Origin of the sequence: Streptomyces sp. HUAS CB01 (assembly GCF_030406905.1) — a bacterium.
In the GTDB taxonomy this organism is placed as follows: Bacteria; Actinomycetota; Actinomycetes; order Streptomycetales; family Streptomycetaceae; genus Streptomyces; species Streptomyces chengbuensis.
Window position 1 is genome coordinate 347,838 of record NZ_CP129137.1, and the last position, 19,014, is coordinate 366,851.

The 19,014-nt window shown below is 71.9% G+C and carries 18 protein-coding genes; 12 read left to right on the forward strand and 6 right to left on the reverse strand.

What is annotated here, in order from left to right; genetic code table 11:
* The first annotated feature begins 327 nt into the window (after positions 1-327).
* Together QRN89_RS01685 and QRN89_RS01690 are read left to right on the forward strand one after the other, a co-directional pair.
* Entirely contained in the window at positions 328-582 is a 255-nt protein-coding gene (locus tag QRN89_RS01685; protein WP_290347542.1) for an EF-hand domain-containing protein, read from the forward strand.
* 280 nt (positions 583-862) lie between these two features.
* Entirely contained in the window at positions 863-1,153 is a 291-nt protein-coding gene (locus QRN89_RS01690; RefSeq protein WP_290347543.1) for a WhiB family transcriptional regulator, read from the forward strand.
* A gap of 145 nt (positions 1,154-1,298) precedes the next feature.
* Here QRN89_RS01690 and QRN89_RS01695 read toward each other — a convergent pair whose 3' ends face one another.
* Complete coding sequence (locus QRN89_RS01695; protein WP_290347544.1) at positions 1,299-1,784, reverse strand: PaaI family thioesterase; 486 nt, start codon at positions 1,782-1,784, stop codon at positions 1,299-1,301.
* Between the two features lie 94 nt (positions 1,785-1,878).
* Between QRN89_RS01695 and QRN89_RS01700 the strand changes: the two genes are divergently transcribed.
* On the forward strand, positions 1,879-2,361 hold the full coding sequence (locus QRN89_RS01700) for a winged helix-turn-helix transcriptional regulator (protein WP_290347545.1): 483 nt from the start codon (positions 1,879-1,881) through the stop codon (positions 2,359-2,361).
* A 76-nt stretch (positions 2,362-2,437) separates the two neighbouring features.
* Here QRN89_RS01700 and QRN89_RS01705 read toward each other — a convergent pair whose 3' ends face one another.
* Positions 2,438-2,998 carry a TetR/AcrR family transcriptional regulator gene (locus tag QRN89_RS01705; RefSeq protein ID WP_290347546.1) on the reverse strand — a complete coding sequence of 187 codons (561 nt, stop codon included), beginning with the start codon at positions 2,996-2,998 and terminating at the stop codon, positions 2,438-2,440.
* Positions 2,999-3,123: 125 nt separating this feature from the next.
* Here QRN89_RS01705 and QRN89_RS01710 point away from each other — a divergent pair, with 125 nt between their 5' ends.
* The 6 genes from QRN89_RS01710 to QRN89_RS01735 all read left to right on the forward strand — a co-directional run bounded on the left by QRN89_RS01710 (position 3,124) and on the right by QRN89_RS01735 (position 7,494).
* A complete protein-coding gene (locus QRN89_RS01710; RefSeq protein WP_290347547.1) occupies positions 3,124-3,810 on the forward strand; it encodes an SDR family oxidoreductase in 687 nt (228 codons plus the stop codon).
* Positions 3,811-3,914: 104 nt separating this feature from the next.
* Positions 3,915-4,967, forward strand: coding sequence for an ABC transporter permease (locus QRN89_RS01715; RefSeq protein WP_290347548.1), 1,053 nt, complete (start codon positions 3,915-3,917; stop codon positions 4,965-4,967).
* Positions 4,968-5,192: 225 nt separating this feature from the next.
* The gene (locus QRN89_RS01720) at positions 5,193-5,834 is read left to right on the forward strand and encodes a chloramphenicol phosphotransferase CPT family protein (protein ID WP_290347549.1); all 642 of its coding nucleotides are present in this window, start codon (positions 5,193-5,195) and stop codon (positions 5,832-5,834) included.
* 71 nt (positions 5,835-5,905) lie between these two features.
* A complete protein-coding gene (locus QRN89_RS01725) occupies positions 5,906-6,607 on the forward strand; it encodes a ribonuclease H family protein (protein ID WP_290347550.1) in 702 nt (233 codons plus the stop codon).
* 79 nt (positions 6,608-6,686) lie between these two features.
* Positions 6,687-7,364 (forward strand): helix-turn-helix domain-containing protein, encoded by a 678-nt coding sequence (locus QRN89_RS01730; protein WP_290347551.1) that lies wholly within the window; start codon positions 6,687-6,689, stop codon positions 7,362-7,364.
* The gene (locus tag QRN89_RS01735; RefSeq protein ID WP_290347552.1) at positions 7,354-7,494 is read left to right on the forward strand and encodes a DUF6126 family protein; all 141 of its coding nucleotides are present in this window, start codon (positions 7,354-7,356) and stop codon (positions 7,492-7,494) included. Before QRN89_RS01730 ends, QRN89_RS01735 begins: the two co-directional genes overlap by 11 nt.
* Positions 7,495-8,159: 665 nt before the next feature.
* Here the strand turns inward: QRN89_RS01735 and QRN89_RS01740 are convergent.
* Together QRN89_RS01740 and QRN89_RS01745 are read right to left on the reverse strand one after the other, a co-directional pair.
* Positions 8,160-8,336, reverse strand: coding sequence for a hypothetical protein (locus QRN89_RS01740; protein ID WP_290347553.1), 177 nt, complete (start codon positions 8,334-8,336; stop codon positions 8,160-8,162).
* A gap of 227 nt (positions 8,337-8,563) precedes the next feature.
* Positions 8,564-9,139, reverse strand: coding sequence for a CGNR zinc finger domain-containing protein (locus tag QRN89_RS01745; protein WP_290353536.1), 576 nt, complete (start codon positions 9,137-9,139; stop codon positions 8,564-8,566).
* Positions 9,140-9,379: 240 nt separating this feature from the next.
* On the opposite strand from QRN89_RS01745, the gene QRN89_RS01750 reads away from it, so the two are divergent.
* Together QRN89_RS01750 and msrA are read left to right on the forward strand one after the other, a co-directional pair.
* Positions 9,380-9,802: an organic hydroperoxide resistance protein gene (locus tag QRN89_RS01750; protein WP_290347554.1), complete on the forward strand. Its 423-nt coding sequence runs from the start codon at positions 9,380-9,382 to the stop codon at positions 9,800-9,802.
* A gap of 183 nt (positions 9,803-9,985) precedes the next feature.
* Positions 9,986-10,501 (forward strand): peptide-methionine (S)-S-oxide reductase MsrA, encoded by a 516-nt coding sequence (msrA, locus tag QRN89_RS01755; protein WP_290347555.1) that lies wholly within the window; start codon positions 9,986-9,988, stop codon positions 10,499-10,501.
* A gap of 37 nt (positions 10,502-10,538) precedes the next feature.
* Here msrA and QRN89_RS01760 read toward each other — a convergent pair whose 3' ends face one another.
* The gene (locus tag QRN89_RS01760) at positions 10,539-12,008 is read right to left on the reverse strand and encodes an FAD/NAD(P)-binding protein (RefSeq protein WP_290353537.1); all 1,470 of its coding nucleotides are present in this window, start codon (positions 12,006-12,008) and stop codon (positions 10,539-10,541) included.
* A gap of 289 nt (positions 12,009-12,297) precedes the next feature.
* Positions 12,298-12,993 carry an SDR family oxidoreductase gene (locus tag QRN89_RS01765; RefSeq protein WP_290347556.1) on the reverse strand — a complete coding sequence of 232 codons (696 nt, stop codon included), beginning with the start codon at positions 12,991-12,993 and terminating at the stop codon, positions 12,298-12,300.
* Positions 12,994-13,308: 315 nt separating this feature from the next.
* Here QRN89_RS01765 and QRN89_RS01770 point away from each other — a divergent pair, with 315 nt between their 5' ends.
* Positions 13,309-18,789: a DUF7507 domain-containing protein gene (locus tag QRN89_RS01770; protein WP_290347557.1), complete on the forward strand. Its 5,481-nt coding sequence runs from the start codon at positions 13,309-13,311 to the stop codon at positions 18,787-18,789.
* Positions 18,790-19,014 lie beyond the last annotated feature (225 nt).

Here is a 19,014-nt window from a genome sequence, read left to right on the forward strand (position 1 = left end):
GCCCGGCCGGCCCGGCGGCACGCGCGGTCGCCCAGGGCGTACGCACCACCACATGCCCACCGAGGTGCCGCGGCAAGGACAGGGGTCTTGCCGCGGCACCTCGTCGCGTGCTGCGCCCACCCCCGCCGGGCCCCGGCCCCGCCCGCCGTTCGGGCGCCCCCGCGCGTCGTCGCACGTCCGCGCCACGGCGGGGCGGTGCCGCCCGACTGCGATGCGGGTCACGCGTCCCCCCATGGTGGAACCAGGAGGCGGTGCTCCGCGTTTGATCCCGTGAGCGGCGGGCCCACGCCGCCCATCCGTGAAGGCGAAGGGGACGGGGACGACGTGATGAGCGACAAGGCCCGCAAACTGTTCGAGGCGCTCGATCTCGACCACAACGGGACGCTGACCCGCGAGGAAGTGATCACCGCCCTGCGGACGAAGGGCCCTCATCTGGCCGCTGCGGGGGACCTCCCGTTCTGGGGCGTCGGCGACGCCGACTCCTCCTCGGCCCTGTTCGACGCGGCGGACCAGAACGGGGACTCGGTGCTCACCCTCGAGGAGTTCGCCGCCGTGGTGGACCGCCGGTTCGGCTGGCGCTGAGACCGGGCCGCCCACGCCTGACATGGCCTGGCGCGGCCCTGCCGTCGTTGTCGTGTCGCCGTCGCCGTCGCTTCGATCAGGTGCGCCTGGCGATGCCTCGGCAGTTCGCCCCGGGCTCCGTGGCGCACGGACGCCGGAACGGCAGCTCGCAGCGGCGCGCAGGCATGGCCCGGGCCCTGGCGGGCAAGGCGGTGAGGGCGGCGACGACCGGTGACCGTCAAACCGGCTCTCGTCAGCGCACCTGCGGCGTGTCGAGGCCCGAAGAGGGGGGAGAGGACCGATGGAGTCGAGGGACCACTGGAGGGAGCTGGCGGCCTGCGGCGGCCAGGAGGCGGACGGCCTGTTCGCCGAGGCCGACGAGCAGAAGCGGGCCAAGGCCATCTGCGCGAAATGCCCGGTGCAGACCGAGTGCCTGGCCGAGGCACTCGACACCCGGGTCCGGTTCGGCGTGTGGGGCGGCATGACCGAGCGGGAACGACGCGCACTGCTGCGCCGGTCCCCTCATGTGACGTCCTGGCGTCGGGCGCTGGAGGCGGCCCGCCGCGACCACACGCGCCCGCGCGCGGGCTGAGCACGGCACCGCCGCCGGGACGGCGCTCGGGCGGGGAGCGGAGCCTCCCGGGTGGTGAGCCTTACCGATGGGGCCGCTCGCCCCCCGCCCGCGGCCCCGGCCTCACTCGTGGGGCACGACCCGGGGAACCTCGGGCCCCGCCCTGTCACACGGGGAAGATCAGGCAGCTGCTGGTCGCGTGGGCGAGGACTCGGCCGGTGCCGTCGAGCAGCTCCGCCTGCGCCAGCGCCGTACGGCGCCCCCGGTTCAGCACGGTGCCCACGGCCCGGACCTTCCCGGTGTCGGCGGACATGGGCCGCAGGAACTTCACGGACAGGTCGAGCGAGGTGTAGCCCTCCCCCTGCGCCAGGGTCGACTGGACGGCACAGCCGGCGGCCGAGTCGAGAAGGGTCGCGTAGACCCCGCCGTGCACGCTGCCGATGGGGTTGTAGTGCTCCTCCCCGGGAACCAGCGAGAACACCGCGCGGCCCTGCTCGACCTCGTCCAGGGTGAAGCCGAGGCCGGCGCTGACGGGCGGTGCCGGCAGTCGCCCGGCGATCATGTCGCGGAGGAAGTCGAGCCCGGACCCCTGTCCGACGGCGGCCGCCGATATCGCCGGGTCTTCCCACTCGAAAGTCCGTGACCTGCCCATGTCCGATCCCCTTGTCCGCTGGCTTCAGTGACCGAAGCTAGACGCGGCCCCGCCTGACTGTCAATCTCGAAGCCAGCGGGCGTAGGATGCCCCCATGGATTGGCTCGAGTTCAGCACCGACAACTGCTCGGTCCAGCGGACGGTCGGCCTCGTCGGGGAGAAGTGGTCACTGCTGATCCTGCGCGACGCCGTCAACGGGATCCGCCGCTTCGACCACTTCCGCCGGCACGTCGGACTCTCCGAGGCCGTCCTCGCCGACCGGCTCCGCAAGCTGGTGGCCGCCGGGATCCTCGAGACCACGCCGTACCGCGACCCGGGCAACCGCACACGCCACGAGTACCGACTCACCGCCAAGGGCTGGGACCTGTGGCCCGTGGTCGTCGCCCTCATGCAGTGGGGCGACAAACACGCCGCGGACCCGGGAGGGCCGTCGGTGACCGTCCGGCACACCGGCTGCGGGGCCCCCGTGCGGCTCACCGTCGGCTGCGACGAAGGACACCACGCGCTCGCACCGCGCGACGTCACCGCCACCCCCGGCCCGTCGGCGTCCCGGCACCCGGCTCGACGCGAGCCCTGAGAGCCGGAGCAGGGCGCCGCGGTTCACCACCCGGGGGCCGTCGCGGTCACGGTGCAGGGCAGCCGCGGCGCCCGCGTCAGCCCCGCGGTGAGAGCGCCGAGCGGGCCGCCGCGAGGATCTCGTCGGACAGGGGCGAGCCCTTGGTGGCACGGGCCAGCACCATCGCCCCGATCAGGGTGGACAGCCTGGCGAGGCCGTCCTCGTCGTCGGTGGCGAGCCAGCCGGCGAATTCCACCACCCCGTCCGCGTAGGTACGGCGGGCCTCGGGGTCACCGGCCTCCCGGGCCATGTCGGAGGCCAGCGCGGCGGCGGGGCACCCTCGGCCTGGGTCGTCCCGGTGCCTGGGCGACAGGTACGCGTTGACGAGGGCCTGCTGTGCGGCCTCCCGCCCCGCCGACTCCCCGGCCAGGGCGTCCGCGTGCCGCCCGGCGAATTCGCCGAACGCGTACGTCAGCGCCTCGTCGATCAGGGCGTCCTTGGAGGCGAACTGCTTGTAGAAGCCGCCGTGCGTCAGACCGGCCGCCTTCATCAGGTCGGCGACGCTCACGCCCGTGCCCTGCTCACGGAACAGCTGGGAGGCAGTCTCCACGACCCGCCTGCGGTTCTCCTGCGCCTGGGCCTGTGACACCCGCCCCATGAGCACCTCCTCATTTGGATGACGACTGGCATCTATCGTACAGTCCATTTAGATTCTTTACGTCATCTATTTTGCGCGCGCGGTTCCTGCGTCCCGACCGCACCGCCCATCCCTGAGGAGAAGACATGGAACTGAACAACGCGGTCGCCCTGGTCACCGGAGCCAACCGGGGCCTGGGCCGCCATCTCGCACAGCAGCTGATCGACCGGGGGGCGAAGGTCTACGCGGCCGCGCGCCGCCCCGAGACCGTGGACGTGCCCGGAGCCGTCCCCCTCCGGCTGGACGTCACCGACGCGGAGTCGGTGCGGGCCGCAGCCCGCATCGCCACGGACACGACCCTGCTGGTCAACAACGCCGGGATCTTCACCCCCACCCCGCTGGTCGGCGGCGACCTCGACGCGGTGCGCCGGGAGATGGAGACGAACTTCTACGGCCCGCTGACGGTGACCCGCGCCTTCGCCCCGGTCGTCGCGGGGAACGGCGGCGGCGCCGTCCTCAATGTGCTGTCCGTCCTGTCCTGGTTCCATCCGGCGGGGCTCGGCGCCTACTCCGCCGCCAAGACCGCCTCCTGGGCCATGACCGACTCCGTCCGCGAGGAGCTGGCCCCGCACGGCATCGCCGTGACCGCGCTGCACGTCGGCTACATGGACACCGACATGGCGGGCCACATCCCCGCCGAGCAGAAGGCCGACCCGGCCGCCGTCGCCGCTCTCGCCCTGGACGGCCTCGCCGCGGGCCTGACGGAGGTCCTCGCGGACGACATCACCCGGCAGGTGAAGCAGAACCTCGCCGCCGCCCCGGCAGCCGTCTGAGCCGCCGACCGACCGGCCGTCCCACCGCGCCGGCCGCCACCCCGGGACCCCGCCCCAGGCGCCTTCCCGGGACGCCACCCACAGGAGCCACCGGAAAGACCCTCATGGACAGCACCCTCGAACCCACACCTCAGCGCGAGCAGCCCACCACGACGGCGCGGCTCCCCCGGCCCGGCACCCGGGCGACGACGGCGCGGCCGCCGGTGCGCGCCTGGCTCCAGCCCGCCGTGATCGCGCTGGTCGTCGTGGCCGCGTTCATCGGCTGCTACGTCGGCCTCCAGCGCGATCCCCGCCCCCATCAGGTGCCCATCGCCGTCAGCGGACAGGCCCTGTCCGTGGAGGTGGGTCACGCCCTCGGGGACAGCGTCGAGGTCCACCCGGCCGCCGACGCCGCGGCCGCACGCCAGGCGCTCGAACGGCACGACGTCTCCGCAGCGCTCAGCACCGCCGACGACGGCCGGCTGCACCTGCAGGTCGCCGGGGCCGACGGCCTGTCGACGACCACGGCGGTGAAGAGCCTGGTGAACGCCTACGCCGCTGGGGCGGACAGACAGGTCACCATGGAGGACGTCGTGCCGCTGGTGCGCTTCGACGCCCGCGGGCTGGCCGGCTTCTACATCGCCTTCGGCGTCACACTGGCCGGGTTCGTCCTCGCCCAGAACACCCTCGGCCTGGCGAAGCTGCTGCACCTGCGCCACCGGTTCTGGCTGATCGCCGGCACGTCCGCGGCCATCGGCCTCGTCGCCACCGCCATCGCCGGCCCGGTCCTGCACGCCGTTCCGGCGCCCTTCGTCCCGCTCGCGTTCACCCTCACGCTGCTCTCCGCCGCGGCCGCCTTCGCCACCAAGCTGCTGGGTACGTACCTGGGCCCCGTGGGCATCCCCGTAGCGACCCTGCTGCTGCTCACCGTGGGCAATGCCACCAGCGGAGCCACCACGGGAGCGGACCTCCTGCCCACCGCCGCCCGTGCCGTCTCTGCCCTGCTGCCGCCGGGCGCCGCAGTCCGGGCCATCACCGACCTGAGCTACTTCCACGGTGCCCATGCCGCCGGGCCGCTCGCCACGCTCGCCGCCTGGGCCGTGATCGCCGCGCTCCTCGTCGCGCACCGCTCCCGCCGGCGCCGGGGAGGCAAGGCCCCGGCCCTCTCGTCGCCGTAAGGCACCCCACCGGTGACGGCGCACGTTCACGCGTGCGCCGTCACCGCGCGGGCGGACCGCGGGCATCCGAGGCCCCGCCCGGGCCCCTCCGGTGCGAGGACTACGCTGCTCGCTGATCGCGCGAGGAGGCGTGGCCACCGTGGCACCGGCCCGTACGACGGTCTGTCGCGGCGCCCGGACGGAAGCGGCGATCGGGCGATCACCGCCGCAGCGAAGGAGCCGGAGATGCCCGAACCCACTCATGGCAGCGCGCCCGAGGCGACATGCTCGGCCGCCCTTCCCGGCGGAACGCGCCCGGGGCAGATCATCTTCCTGAACGGGACGTCCAGTTCGGGCAAGTCCAGCATCGCGAGCGAACTGCTCCGGATCCTGGACGAGCCCTACTTCCACATGCCCGTGGACGCCTTCCATGCGATGCGTTCCCGCCGGGAGATCGGCCCGGAGGCACTGCCGCAGGTGCTCCGGCGCACGTGGATGGGATTCCATCGGGCGGTGGCGGGCATGGCGGCGGCCGGCAACAACGTGGTGGTGGACCATGTGCTGAGCGAGGAGTGGCGCCTGCTGGACTGCCTGGAACTCTTCGACCCGAGGAGCGTCGTCCTGGTCGGTGTGCGGTGCGACCTCGAGGAACTGCGACGGCGCGAACAGGCCCGCGGCGACCGTCCGGTGGGACTTGCGGCCCGTCAGTTCCGGCAGGTCCACGCGCACGGTCCGTACGACGTGGAGTGCGACACGACGACGGCGGGCGCCGCTGAGTGCGCCCTGCAGATCAGCTCGTTCCTCGCCCGGCGGTCCTTTCCCACCGTGTTCGAGCGCCTCCGCACGAAACTGCTCCCGGGTGGGCACCCGAGCGCGGCCGAGGGCTGATTTCCGGGCACTGGCATACGGGGCCTGCGCCCCTCGAGTGCCGCCACTCGGCGGCATGACAGCATCGGGGGATGGTGGAACGGATCATTGCCGCGTGCGACGGGGCGTCGAAGGGGAACCCAGGACCGGCGGCCTGGGCGTGGGTCATCGCCGGTGCGGAGAGCGAGGTGGCGTCCTGGGAGGCGGGCCCCCTGGGCCGCGCGACGAACAACGTGGCGGAGCTCACGGCGTTGCGGCGGCTGCTGGAGTCCACCGACGCGGGTGTGCCGCTCGAGGTACGGATGGATTCGCAGTACGCGATGAAGGCGGTCACGACCTGGCTTCCGGGCTGGCGCCGCAAGGGCTGGAAGACCGCCGCCGGCACCCCGGTGGCCAACCGGGACCTGGTGGTGGCGATCGATGAACTGCTGGCGGGCCGGGACGTCGACTTCGTCCACACCCCGGCCCACCGGGTGGACGGGGACCCGCTGAACGCCGCTGCGGACGCTGCGGCAGGCCACGTCGCCCGCACCCAGGAGCCGGCCGGCTCGGCGTTCGGCCAGGCACTGCCGGCGGCCCAGTCACCGGCTCCGCCCGCGGCCCGCAGGGAATCACGCCGCCCGGACGGCACCAAGCGGCGCTCCTCGGCAGGACCGTCACGCGCTTCCGTCAAGGCGAGGTTCCCGGGCCGGTGCTCCTGCGGTCGCTCCTACGCCAAGGGCGAGACGATCACCAAGAACTCCGACGGCTGGGGCCATCCCTCCTGCGCCCCGGTCGCCGACAGCCCTTCGTGAACGCCTCCCGCCGTCGAGCCCCTCTTGCCTCTGAGGCAAGACATTTGCCTCCGGGGAACGGCTATGGCTCAATGGAGGCATGCCCGAAGACGCCACCGCGATGAGCACCAGGGAGACGAGCGCCGCTCTCTCAAGTGTCGCATCACAACTCCGGGACCTGCGCAAACGCAGTGGTCTCACCGTCGAGGCGGCCGCGGTACGACTGGGACTGTCCCCGGCGCACCTGTCCCGACTGGAGACAGGGCAACGGCAGCCGTCGTTGCCCATGCTGCTGACACTGGCCCGTATCTACGGCACCACGGTCTCGGACCTGCTCGGCGAGACCCCTCCCGACCGGGATCCCGTCATCCGGGCCTCGGCCACGGGGTCGGTGGGGGCGGACGGATGGACCTACTGGCAGGCCGGCGGGTCACGGCGGGCGATGCAGGCGCTGCGTGTGCACGTCCCGCCGAAGGTCCGGGACGAACTGGTCCGGGTCCACGCCGGTGAGGAGTGGCTCTACGTGCTCAAGGGCAGGCTCAAGCTCTCGCTCGGCGGCGAGGAGCACGTCCTCGACCCGGGCGACTCCGCCCACTACGACAGCCTCACCCCCCACCGGATCACTGCCGTGCCGCCGGGGGGTGTGGACCTTCTCTTCGTCCACACGCTGCTGCAGAGCCACGCCAGTGATCTGTGCGTGGGAGGCGGGGAGCGTCCCACTCCGCTCGGCGCCGGGCGGCGCACGAGCCCTTCAGAAGGTGACGATCATGGTGAGTGAGAAGACGGGCGTCGAGCGCGGAGACGGCAGGTTCCCGAAGGGGTTCGTCCTGCGCCTGTTCGCCTACATCGTGGCGGGGCACCTCGTGGCGGGCTTCCTCTACATGCTGTTCTCCGTCGGCGCGAAGTAGGCGCTCCGCAAAGCCGGCACGCGTCGCCGTCACCCCTGGTCACGTACGGTCAGACGAGACGCGGGTCTGCGAGCGGCATCACCCGGTCCGCGACGGGATCGAAGCCGAGCACGGGGTTGCCGTGGTCGCCTTCGGGGGTCATGACCACGGGGTTGCCCCCTGCAGCTCCTGAAGGTTCACGTCGAATCCGATCTCCTCGGCGGACGGCAGCCGGACGTCATGCCGCCCGTCGCATCGGGCGGCGACAGCCGGTTTCACCCGGGCTGCGGAGGAGCCACCTGGCTCCGGCCGCCGCCGTGGCGCCGGTGCGGGGACGGGACGGGACGAGCAGCAGCAGCACGGTTGCCGCGCTCAACGCGGGTCCAACCGCAGCCGTCGTCGGGCCTTTCGGACGCAACGCAGGTGCGGTGCCGGTGATGCCGGGCAGTCGAAGAACGCCTCAACACCTCGTGGCGGGCAGCGAGGGCTCGCCACCCGCCACGAGAGGACGGCCAAACGTCTAGAACACCTGGAGGAAGCAGCCGACGGCGATCACGCCCGCTGCCGCTATCGAGGAAATCTTGATCAGGATCTTCTGGGTCTTCACAAGTGCCTCCCGGAGACACGGCGTTCGCTTCGTTGAGGTCGGCGGTACTCGACCGCCGGGGAGGTCCGGTCGCCTCGGCTCAGAGGCACGTGCGCACGAGCCACTCGTCCGGGTTGTACGTGTACCTCGCGGAGTCCCGCGTCACAGCGGGACGTTCCTCGACCATGTCGTCCCACCGGATACGCTCCGGCAGCCGCGAGAACCGCAGTTGACGTGCCACCTGGGCCTCGTCCGTGGCTCTGCCTTGGTTGTCCATCTCCACGCCTCCTCCGTGCGGGACTCACCGCACCGCATCCGACGGCAGTGGTTCCGTCGCTCCGGCGAGTCAGGACGGAATCGGTGCGTTTCCTCATGACTTCGCCGGATCCTGGAGCGGCGGTGCGGCTCAGCGAAGTACGATGCTCGCACGCACGCCGTCACCCGTCAAGGGGGTGACGATTGAGGCGGTGCGACCACGACGTCACCACGACACGGAAGGGCCCGTCAGGACGGCGAGCCGACGGAACGCGCCACCTTGCCACTCGCGCGCTTGCGCGCCCGGTAGGCCGCGGCCTTGATCTTGTTGCCGCACGGATCCATCTTGCACCACTCCCTGCGCGCCCCCCGGGAGCGATCGATGTAGAACTGGGTGCAGTCGGGATTCGCGCACTCCTTGAGCAGCGGCACTTCCGGGCCGCTGAGGACCGCGACGGCATCACGGGCGACATGGGACAACGCCTGCTCGACGGTCGCCTCCACACTGCGCCCGGCATCGGTCAGCTGCGGCACGGGAGCCGGCCGGCGGGCCGCGGCGTTCACCAGACTCAGCGCTTCCGGGTCGTAGACGTCACCGTCGATCCTCGCGACGACCAGCTGATAGATCGCCTCACGCAGCGCCACCGCCCGGCGGAGGTCGTCCGGCCCGCACACGAGATCACGGTCCGTGATCCCGCCTTCACGAAACCACGAACTGAGACTTTCGGGCGAGTGCAGCATCTCCCGCGGGCTGGCGCTGCGACGAACACGCAGCGTTCCCGCGAAGTCGAGCGCCGGACTCCCGGCGGGAAAGCCATGTTCCATATCACCATTCTGACAGGTGACATATCGGTACGCAACGTTCCCCACCGCAACGCGACCGTCACGCCACGCCACCTCAGGCGGCGTCGACCCGGTCACGCGTCACCCGCTTGACAGGTGACGCTCCGCCTGCCACTATCGAGTCACCGCCTGAGCAGGTGACGCGTGAGACGCCTCCCTGCCGAGAAGGCCTCTCGGCTTACGTGCCACGTAACGCCCCCCGACTCCCCCAGAGGACTTGCCATGTCCAACAGCTACACCGCCGTTGTCAACGTCACCGGTGAGGGCCGCAACGGCGGCCGTGTCCAGTCCGACGACCGGCTGCTCGAGACCACGCTGTCGTACCCCAAGGAACTCGGTGGCGCCGGCACCGCCACCAATCCCGAGCAGCTCTTCGCAGCCGGCTGGGCAGCCTGCTTCCTCGGCGCCGTCCGCAAGGCCGCCGCCGAACGCAAGGTCACGCTGACGAGCACCGAGATCAACGCCCAGATCACCCTCGCGCACGGCGACGACGGCTACTCCCTCGCCGCAGTGCTCAATCTCGAGGTCGGCGGCGTCGACGACGACCGGGCGACCGAGCTCGCCGACGCCGCCCACCAGATCTGCCCCTACTCCAAGGCGATCCGCGGCAACATCCCCGTCACCATCCACGCCACCGCCGTGTGACCCGACGGGGAACCGGCCGGCCCTGACCGGCCCCTGATCCGGCGGTCCCGCATCGTGCCCGGCCCGACCCCGATGCGGGACCGCCTCAGCCATGAACCACACCTCGTACGGACGCGCGGGGACGCCGGCACACCGCAAGGCACCCGGACCCGCGGCCGCTCGCGACAGAAGGCAGGAGCACACGTGACGAACCGATCCCAGCAGAAGGCATGGCTGGCAGGCGGCTGCTTCTGGGGGATGCAGGACTTGCTGCGCAGGCTCCCGGGTGTGCTGAGCACCCGGGTCGGTTACAGCGGTGGCGACATGCCCCGGCCGACGTATCGCCGCCACGACGGCCACGCGGAGGCGATCGAGATCACCTTCGATCCCGACGCGACGGACTACCGCGCCGTCCTGGAGTACTTCTTCCAGATCCACGACCCGACCACGAGGAACCGTCAGGGGAACGACATCGGCTCGAGCTACCGCTCCGCGATCTTCCATCTCGACGACGAGCAGCGGCGCGTGGCCGAGGAGACCATCGCCGACGTCGAGGCGTCGGGCCTGTGGCCGGGAAAGGTGGTGACCGAAGTCGTCCCTGCCGGCGAGTTCTGGGAGGCCGAGCCCGAGCATCAGGACTACCTGGCGCGCTACCCGGACGGCTACACCTGCCACTTCCCGCGCCCCGGTTGGCGGCTGCCGAAGCGGTCCGCCTCCTGATCCGGTTCCCTGCGGGGCGGTCGGCGCCTTCCGGTCCTCAGGGAGTGAGCACCTCGCGGGCGATCTCCCGGGCCAGTTTCACGATGACCGGAATCGCCGCGGTGATGAACAGGGAGCCGAACGTCAGGTCCCCCAGTGCGTAAAAGCACTCCTGGGACCCGCCGTCGGCGACGAGCCGGTTGGTCTCTCGGCGCACCCGCAGCCCTCCGTGCGGGTGCGCCGAGGCCGCGGATGACGCGATCAGGGACCGGACGAGCGGCGCCGCGGCCGGGGGAACCCGGTGCGGCGCGACGGAGCCGGCGTTGATCACCGTGCCGGCGTGGATCGTACGACCGTCCGCGGTGGCGCTGAACCCCTCCCCGGTGCGGCGGACGTCGTCCAGTCCGCCCACGACGTGGAGCCGGCCCGCCTCGCTCATCGCCAGCAGACGGGCCCCGGTGGACGGTGGCATCGGGCAGCACAGCGAATGGACGGCACGGTAGTGGCGGCGCAGGAGCTCGTCGCGGTCCCGGTACGGCATCAACGGCCAGACGTCGACGGCGACGGGCAGGGTCTGCTGCAGGATGCGCAGCCCAAGGCCCTGCCCGTGGACGAGGTCCAGTTGGCGCCGCAGCCGGCGTACCGGATCCTCGCGGAGCAGCGCGAACTCGGTCTCGAGCTCCGCGAAGTCCTGCCCCGCGGAGGTGAGTTCGTCACGCAGCACCCCGACGACGGCGCTGAAGGGGACCTCTCCCCCGTCGCTCAGCGCCCGGAAGTGGTCGGGAGTGAAATGCCGCAGGGTGTGGACGACCGGCTGCTGGCGGACCGCGGGCAGCACCCCGTGCCGGGACAGCAGGAAGACGGGGCCCTGGTGCCCGCCGGCCCGCAGGGCGAGAGCCACGTCCACGGCGGTCAGGCCCGTGCCCAGGACGGCGACCGTGTGCTGCGGGTCGATGCCGGCCAGGGTCCTGGCCACCGGATAGGGGTCGGGGACGAACCCCGGTTCCGGCCCGTCCAGAGCGAACCCGTCGTCGGGCACGCCCGCTCCGATGCACAGGACGACGCGGTCGGCTTCGTGCCGTGTGCCGCGTTCCGTGGTCAGTACGGCTCCTCCCGCGGCCGGGGTCGCGTCGACGATCCGCTCCCGTACCAGGCGGACCTTCCCTCCACGCTCGTCGAGCCGGGCCATGCTCTGCTGCGCCACGGATTCCAGATAGTCGCCGAAGACCGCCCGCGGAGGGAAGGCCGCGACGTCGAAGGGACTGGCCTCCCGCAGGGCTCCGGTCTGCCAGCGGCGGTCGGCGAGCCAGCGGTCGAAGTGACGGGTGTCCCCCGCGCGGACCGACATGGCGCGCGACGGGAGGTTCACCAGGATGCAGTCGGCGTCCCGCTGGTACGGGCGGCCACGCCACAAACGGTCCGACGGCTCGAACACGGTGACCGCGGCAGGGGGTCCGGACGCCTGGGAGAGCGCGTCCAGCAGGCACACCGCTCCCCCACCGCCCCCGACGATCGCGATCTCGCGCATACGGGCCACGCCGTGCACCTTTCGCCTGCCGACGGCCGTGGCGGCGGCTCGCCACCGGAGTGCCGGGCACATCTCCCATTCTGCTCCCGTGACCACGGTCGGCCACCTCGGGAGCGTGCGCCTGAGCCCGGCGTGCACCTGTGTCCGTGGCCGGTCGGGGCCGATGAGCGTCCGGTGGGGCACTGGGTCTCCAGGGCCTGCTCCCCCGGTCGCCCCGCGCGTGTTCCCGGCCCCGCCACCGCGCCTCGTGCCTCGCCGCCGGCGCACGACGCGCACGGCGGCGCGGGCCTCAGGCGCCGGGGGCGCCGACGGCCTGGGACAAAGCCGCCTTGACCCGACGGGTCTCCTCGTCGGCGAGCACTTCGAACTGATCACCGGTCAGGGCTTCCATGGTGAGCTCGGCCACCGTGGACGCGTCGATCTTCGGCGCGTCCGTCCAGGCACTGAGTTCCGTGTCCACGAAACCGGCGTGGACCCCCACCACCAGTGTTCCCTGCGGGTGCAGGGCCTGCCGCAGCGCGTCCGTCAGCGACCACTGCGCGGCCTTTGAGGCCGCGTATCCGGGGAACAGCGGCTGACCGACCCATGAGGCGACGGACAGCATGTTGACCAGCGCGCCGCCCCCGTTGCGGGCCAGGACCGGGGCGAAGGCGCGGGACACGGCCCAGGTGCCGAAGTAGTTGACCTCCATCGCGCGACGGGCGCCGTCGAAGCTGCCGTCCATCAGCCGCGTGCTCGCGCCGCCGATTCCGGCGTTGTTGATCACGATGGAGACGTCCCCGGCGGTGGCGGCCGCCGCCTCGACGCTCTCCTGGTCGGTGACGTCCAGCCGCAGCGGAACGAGGTCCTGGTCGGCCACGCTCGCCGGGTCGCGGACTCCGGCGTAGACCTTGGCCGCGCCGTGGTCGACGAGTGAGCGGGCGAACGCGCGGCCGATGCCGCGGTTGGCGCCCGTCACGAGGGCGACTGATCCCTTGATGTCCATCGTGCTTCCTCCGACCGGGCATGCGTGGTGCAGGCGGGTTCGCGGACGTGTCCCCCGACCGTGCGAGCCCACGACCGGGTCGGGTCGGGCCGTACGGGCCGGTGGACACGGTTGCCGTACCAGCTCACCTCGGTACCCGCTCCGGCACAAGCGGGCGCGTCGGTGGGCCCCCGGCATCGCTCCGCCGGAGCGCCCGCCCGTTCCTCGGAGCCCACCGGTGCGCAGGACGACCCGGGCAGCGACGTTTGGGGACACCGATCAGTTGCGATGTATTTGGCAGCAAATTTCACATTCTGACCCCTCCGGGAGTCGTCCATGTTCGTAGTGAGACCCCCAGACGGGTCGGACCCCGCGCCCGTCGTGGCGCGCGCTGTTTCCCGTACCCGGCGCTGCTGGTCCGCGCTCCTCGGCGCGACGCTGCTGCTGGGTCCCGTACCCGCGTTCCCGGCGGCCGCCGCGCAGGGTGCCGAGGCCCCGTGGAAGGTGCGGGAGGCGACCGGGCGCGGGACCCAGGCGTCCGCCGGCGGGCCGAGTGCCGCCGCGGCGGGCCTGCAACCGCCCTCGTCCGTACCTCCGCCCGGGGCCCCGCGACAGACCGGGCACAAGGCGGCGCAGCGGGCCGCGCTTCCGCTCGACTGTTCGGGCAGCACCATCTACGCACTGCAGAACGGCGCTTCCGCGTCCGACCCGGGCACCCTGCTCGCCCTGGACGCCGCCAGTCTCGCCGGTCCCACCCCCACCGTGACCGCGAGCGTGGTGAGCCGGATCCCCCAGGGGGGCCAGACCAACGCCCTCGGTGTGCTGCCCGGTGGCACCGGTGCGTACCTCGTCAATCGCACGGGTACCGCGTCCTCCATCGTCGTCCACGGCTACGACGCCGCGAGCGGCACGTGGACCAGGTATGCGGGGACGACCCCCGGCAACGGCGTGGTCGTCGTCGCCGGCGCGATCGACCCGGTGAGCCGCATCTACTACTACGCCGCCCTGGGCACCGGTACGAGCACCACACCGGGCAAGGTCTCCGTCTACGGCTTCGACACCGAGACCAACACGGCGATCCCCGGAGTGATCGCCACCTTCGACCTGCCCATCACCAGCCGGTTCAGCGCCAACGGGGACATCGCCTTCGACGCCTCGGGCAACCTCTACATCGTCACGTCCGCCAACAGCTCCAACAACGCCGCGATCGGTGTGGTGCGCGGACCGCTGCCCACGACCGGCTCGGCGACCGGGGTCGCTCTGACGGACACACTGCTGACCACCATCAACAATCCCCAGCAGCGGCAGTACAACGGGATCGCCTTCAACAACGACGGGGAACTCTTCATCCAGTTCAGCGCGCCGGCACCGTCCACAGCGACCTACCTGCAGGCCGTCAACCCGAACAACGGAGCCCTCATCGGCCAGCCGAAGCTCCTCTCGGACACCACCTTCGCCTCCGTCGACCTCGGGGCCTGCTCCACCAACCCGACGCTGACCCTGCGCAAGAACATCGTCGGCCGCTTCGCCTCGTCCACCACGGCGAACGACCAGTTCGCCCTCTCCATCACCGGAGGCGGCGTCAACGGCGGGAACACCGCCACCACGACGGGCAGCACCAACGGCGTCCAGACACCGGCGGCGGGGCCGGTCATCGGTGTCGCGGGCACCACGTACACCCTGGCCGAGACGGCCGCCAACGGCGGCAGCCTCGACAACTACGACACCACCTACGCCTGCGTGGACACGGCCAACGCCAACGCGCCGGTCACGTCGGGCACGGCCGACTCGTTCGCCCTGCATTTCCCTGCCACCGAGCCGGGAGGCAGCAGCCCTCGCATCCTCTGCACCTTCACCAACACCCCCGACGCACCCTCCCCGTCGATGACGCTGACGAAGTCGGCCGAGCCGGAGACGGTGACCGCGGCGGGCCAGCTGGTCGAGTACGCCCATGTGGTCACCAACACCGGCAACGTGACGCTCACCGGCATCGACGTCACCGAGACCGCGTTCTCCGGCACCGGCACCGACCCCGACGTCTCCTGCCCGGGCACGACCCTCGCCCCCGGACAGTCCATGAACTGCACCGCCACCTACACCACCACCCAGGCCGACATCAACACCGGCCGGATCGACAACACCGCACGCGCCACCGGCACACCCCCCACCGGACCCGCCGTCACCACCACCGACGACGCCACCGTCACCGCCGACCAGGACCCCTCGATCTCCCTGGTCAAGACGGTGGTCGGCGACGACGGCCCCTTCCGTTCGGGTGAAGTGCTCACCTACACCTACCTGGTACGCAACACCGGCAACGTCACGCTCTCCGCCCTCGACGTGAACGACGTCGAGTTCTCCGGCTCGGGTCCCGACCCGGAGATCGAGTGCCCCGACACCGCACTGGCCCCGGGCGAGACGGTGACGTGCACGGCCACGTACACACTGACGCAGGCCGACGTGGACGCCGGCCGGATCGAGAACACCGCCGTCGCCACCGGCACACCACCCGGCGGCACGGCGGTGGAATCCAACGAGTCGACGGCGGTGTTCACGCCCCGGCGCACCCCCGCGATCTCGCTGGCGAAGTCGGCGTCGCCGTCCGAGGTGACCGCCGCGGGCCAGCAGGTGGACTACGCCCTCGTGGTCACCAACACCGGGAACGTGACCCTGGACGACGTCGGTGTCGAGGAGACGGCGTTCAACGGCTCGGGGCCCGACCCGCAGGTCTCCTGTCCCGAGGACTCCCTCACCCCGGGACGGTCGATGACCTGCACCGCTTCGTACACGGTGACCCAGGCCGACGTCGACAGGGGCACGGTGGCCAACACGGCCGTCGCGTCGGGCACCCCCGCGGGCGGCGGCCCCGCGGTCACGGCGACCGCGAGCGACACCGTCACCGCGGACCGGAACCCGTCGCTCAGGCTCTCCAAGTCGGCCGAGCCGGAGACGGTGACCGCGGCGGGCCAGCTGGTCGAGTACGCCCATGTGGTCACCAACACCGGCAACGTGACGCTCACCGGCATCGACGTCACCGAGACCGCGTTCTCCGGCACCGGCACCGACCCCGACGTCTCCTGCCCGGGCACGACCCTCGCCCCCGGACAGTCCATGAACTGCACCGCCACCTACACCACCACCCAGGCCGACATCAACACCGGCCGGATCGACAACACCGCACGCGCCACCGGCACACCCCCCGCCGGACCCGCCGTCACCACCACCGACGACGCCACCGTCACCGCCGACCAGGACCCCTCGATCTCCCTGGTCAAGACGGTGGTCGGCGACGACGGCCCCTTCCGTTCGGGTGAAGTGCTCACCTACACCTTCCTCGTCACCAACACCGGCAACGTCTCGCTCACGGGTGTGGAGCTGAGCGACATCGCCTTCTCCGGCTCGGACCCGGCCCCCGAGGCAGCCTGCCCGGGCACCGCGCTCGCCCCCGGCCAGACGATGACGTGCACGGCCACGTACACACTGACGCAGGCCGACGTCGACTCCGGGTCGGTGACGAACACCGCCCGCGCCACCGGCACACCGCCCGCGGGGGCCCCGGTGGCGAGCCAGTCCTCCGCGCTGTTCACCCCGCGGGTCAATCCGGCGCTGGCCCTGACCAAGACCGGCGAGCCCGTCGTCGCGAGTGCCGTCGGACAGCTCGTCACCTACACGTTCCTCGCCACCAACACCGGCAACGTGACCCTGACGGGCGTGGACGTGGCCGAGACCTCGTTCTCCGGCTCCGGTGCCCGCCCGCAGGCATCGTGCCCTGCGGGACCGCTCGCGCCGGGAGCGTCCGTCGCGTGCACCGCCTCGTACGTCGTCAGCCAGGCCGACTTCAACACGGGCAGACTGACGAACACGGCCGTCGCCACGGCCGAGCCGCCCACCGGCCCTGCGGTGACGACGCCGCCGGCCGGGGCGACGGTGACCATGGAGCAGGCCCCGGAACTCACCCTGACCAAGTCCGCGTCGCCCAGCGAGGTGACCGCGGCCGGGCAGGAGGTCGCGTACACCTTCGTGGTCACCAACACGGGCAATGTCACGCTCACCGCCGTGGACGTGAGCGAGACGGCGTTCTCGGGCACCGGTACGGCCCCGCAGGTGTCCTGCCCGGGCACGACCCTCGCCCCCGGACAGTCCATGAACTGCACCGCCGAGTACACCACCACCCAGGCCGACATCAACGCCGGTGCCGTGACGAACGGCGCCGCCGCCACCGGCACTCCGCCGGCCGGTCCCGCCGTGACGGCCACCGCCACCGACACGGTGACGGCCCTTCAGGACTCCTCCCTGTCGATGGTGAAGACGGTCGTGGGGGACGGTGGCCCGTTCCGTTCGGGTGAGGTGCTGACCTACTCGTACCTCGTGCGCAACACCGGCAACGTCTCGGTCTCGGCGCTGGACGTGCGCGACCTGGGCTTCACCGGTTCCGGTCCCGATCCCGTCGTCGAGTGCCCGGTCACCGCACTGGCCCCGGGGGCGTCGGTGACGTGCACGGCGACGTACACGGTGACGCAGGCCGACGTGGACGCCGGCCGGATCGAGAACACCGCCGTCGCCACCGGCACACCACCCGGCGGGGCGACCGTGGACTCCAACGAGTCGACGGCGGTCTTCACACCGCGGCGCAATCCCGCACTCTCGCTGTCGAAGTCCGCGTCCCCCTCCGCGGTGACCGCCGACGGGCAGGGCGTGCACTACACGCTGGTCGTCACCAACACGGGCAACGTGACCCTGAACGCCGTCGACGTCGAGGAGACCGTCTTCACCGGCACCGGACAGAACCCGCGCATCACCTGCCCCGAGGGTTCGCTGCTGCCCGGACAGTCCAAGACGTGCACCGCGGACTACACCGTCACCCAGGCGGACGTGAACGCGGGCGCCGTGGCGAACACGGCGGTCGCGTCGGGCACCCCCACCGGCGGCGGCCCGGCCGTCACCGCGACGGCGAGCGACACCGTCACCGCCGGACAGGACCCCGCCCTGGCCCTGGTCAAGACCGCGACCCCCGCCGTCGTGACCGGCGCGGGCCAGCGGGTCGACTACCGCTTCACGGTGACCAACACCGGCAACACGACCCTCACCGACGTCACCGTCACGGAGCCCGTCTTCACCGGCACGGGTCCGGCACCCCTGGTGGCCTGCCCCGAGGGCCCGCTGGCCCCCGGGCAGTCGAGGACGTGCACGGCCGCCTACACCGTCACCCAGGCGGACGTGGGCGCGGGGGCGCTGACGAACGCCGCTCTCGCCACGGGCACTCCACCCACCGGACCGCCCGTCACGGCCACCGCCGACCGGACGGTCATCGCGACCTTCTCCCAGACGGCCTCCCTCACCGTCGTGAAGACCGCGGACCCCACCAGGGTGAGGAAGCCCGGAGCCGAGGTCGAGTACAGCTTCGTGGTGACGAACACGGGCAGTGCCGTGCTGCAGGACATCACTGTGGACGAGGTCCGGTTCACGGGATCCGGAACCCGGCCGGCCGTGTCGTGCCCGCGCACGTCCCTCGCGGCGGGCGAGCGGATGACCTGCACGGCGACCTACACCGTCACCGGGGAGGACATCCGCAAGGGCTCGGTGAGGAACACCGTCACGGCCTCCGGAACCCCGTCCGGTGGCCCCCCGGTGACCTCGCTCCCGTCGAGCGCCGAAGTGACGACGTCCCGCGGTCACGGCCACCACGACGGACACCGCGAACCGGGTCGCCCGCACCACGACCACGAGGGGCCCCACAAGCCCCATGACCCGCACGGCAGGCCCGACGGCCCGCACGGCGACGGACACCACGAGAAGCGGCCGCGCCAGGCGGCGTAGCCGTCACCCACGACGGCGGGTCGGATCCTCGTGCCGAGGATCCGACCCGCTCTCGTTTCCCTCTGCGGTCCGGAAGACGTACGCCCCACCGGTGTCTTCCCTGTTGCAGAACCGGGCGGAGAGGTACGTACGTTTGGGTGGTCTGTTCCGTCCCCTTACCCCCGACAGATGACGGCATACCGGGTCGCCTCGTAACTTTGGCGGCAGTGGCGGCGGTTCGGGAGC